Consider the following 1588-nt stretch of genomic DNA (forward strand, 5'->3'; position numbering starts at 1 on the left):
GCGCTCGGTATAACCGCAGAGCGCCGAGTAGTCAGCGGACACGGTAATGTCGCGCAAATTGTTCAGCCCCGAGAAGATGCTCACCTTGCTGAACTTGCTCACCCCGGTGAGGAAGGCGAAGCGGATATGGGCGTCCTGGCCCTTGATGACCGAATAGAGGTTGCGCAGCCCGTCACGCATCTCGCGGGCGGTCTCCGGACGGGTCAGGTTGTCTAGGATCGGCTTGTCATACTCATCGACCAGCACCACCACCCGCTCGCCGGTGAGGGCGTGGGCCTGGCGGATCAACGCGATGAAACGGCCGACGATCGAGTCATCCTCTGTCGTGATCCCCAGGCGCTGCATTTGCTCGCGCAGCATGCCGTGGATGCGTTGATCCAAAGCCTCGGCACTGTGTAGCACCCCCTCGGCAAAGCTCAGCCGGATCACCGGAGCCCGCCGCGACCAATCCCACCGATCATGAGCATAGAGCCCGCGAAACAAGGGCTCGTTCCCCGCGAACAGCTCCGCCAGCGTATCGATCAGCAGCGACTTGCCGAAGCGGCGCGGGCGCGAGAGGAAGTAATACTTCCCTTCCGCGATTAACTTCAGGGCCAGGGCGGTCTTATCGACGTAGTAGCAGCCGTCCTCGCGGATTTCGCGGAAGTTCTGGATTCCAATGGGCAATTTCAGACGCGGCATGCTGGGACTCCATGACGGGTGGTTCAATACGGAATTTTAGTCGATACCTCCTGGTGGCGTCTTCGACAGCTATTTCGCGGCGGTGGGCCTGGACATCACGCTGGAGGACGCCACTAATCAGGGCCGCATCGACATGACCGTGCGCTTCAACGGTCGGATTTATCTGTTTGAATTCAAAATGGTTGAATTGGCGCCGGAGGGGCATGCATTGCAACAGATCAAGGGTCGGGGCTATGCTGAGAAATACCGCGCCTTGGGCCAACCGATCCATCTCGTCGGCGTCGAGTTCTCGCGCGAGGGTCGGAATCTGGCGGGGTTCGAGGTCGAGATGCTCTGAATCCTTGGCAATTTAAGACGATCACCGAGTCATGCAAGCCATCAAGACGGCTGTCACTCGCGCCGAGTATTTGCGCTTCGACGAAGACTCGCTCTCGAAGCATGAATTTTGTCATGGCGAAATCCTTGCAATGACCGGCGGGACATTCAATCATGCCAAAATCGGCCTGAATATCACCAGCCATCGGTATGGGCTCCTGCGCGGTAAACCCTGCCAAGCCCATGAATAGTGATATGCGGATTTCGACGCTCTCCGGCCTGGATACTTTCAGGCCGGACGGGGCATTCGCCCCGTTTGGCGCGTTTCGGGTGAGTGTGGAGGGACTGGTCGGCGGCGGATTAGCAAAGGTTCGGGACGGGGTGAATACCCCGTCCCGCTTCAGGACCTTGGAGATCGCGCATTTTGGCCTTGATCATCGTTTCGTTGCGCCAGGCAAAGCCTGGAAGGAGAGGAAGATAGCGGACGGATAAGCGAATCGGAAACTCCTTGTTGCGGCCCACCGGGTGCAAGTCCCGAGCCGGTAAGGATTGGCCATCCACCGGAACCGAGTGTGGCGTGGTTCGGGAGTGA

General features: G+C 59.0%; 3 protein-coding genes and 1 pseudogene. 2 read left to right on the forward strand and 2 right to left on the reverse strand.

Going from position 1 to position 1588, the window contains the following annotated elements:
• On the reverse strand, window positions 1-681 hold a 681-nt coding region (locus G3480_RS26535), incomplete at its 3' end, for an ATP-binding protein (protein ID WP_164657193.1).
• A gap of 58 nt (window positions 682-739) precedes the next feature.
• Between G3480_RS26535 and G3480_RS26540 the strand changes: the two are divergent.
• Window positions 740-1018: pseudogene (locus G3480_RS26540) on the forward strand (PD-(D/E)XK nuclease domain-containing protein); the annotation flags it as partial.
• A gap of 31 nt (window positions 1019-1049) precedes the next feature.
• On the forward strand, window positions 1050-1247 hold the full coding sequence (locus tag G3480_RS26545) for a PDDEXK family nuclease (RefSeq protein ID WP_164657194.1): 198 nt from the start codon (window positions 1050-1052) through the stop codon (window positions 1245-1247).
• Window positions 1248-1356: 109 nt separating this feature from the next.
• On the opposite strand, the gene G3480_RS28070 is transcribed toward G3480_RS26545, so the two are convergent.
• On the reverse strand, window positions 1357-1588 hold a 232-nt coding region (locus G3480_RS28070), incomplete at its 5' end, for a hypothetical protein (protein ID WP_206171926.1).

The sequence above is a fragment of the Thiorhodococcus mannitoliphagus genome, from assembly GCF_010915725.1.
In the GTDB taxonomy this organism is placed as follows: Bacteria; Pseudomonadota; Gammaproteobacteria; order Chromatiales; family Chromatiaceae; genus Thiorhodococcus; species Thiorhodococcus mannitoliphagus.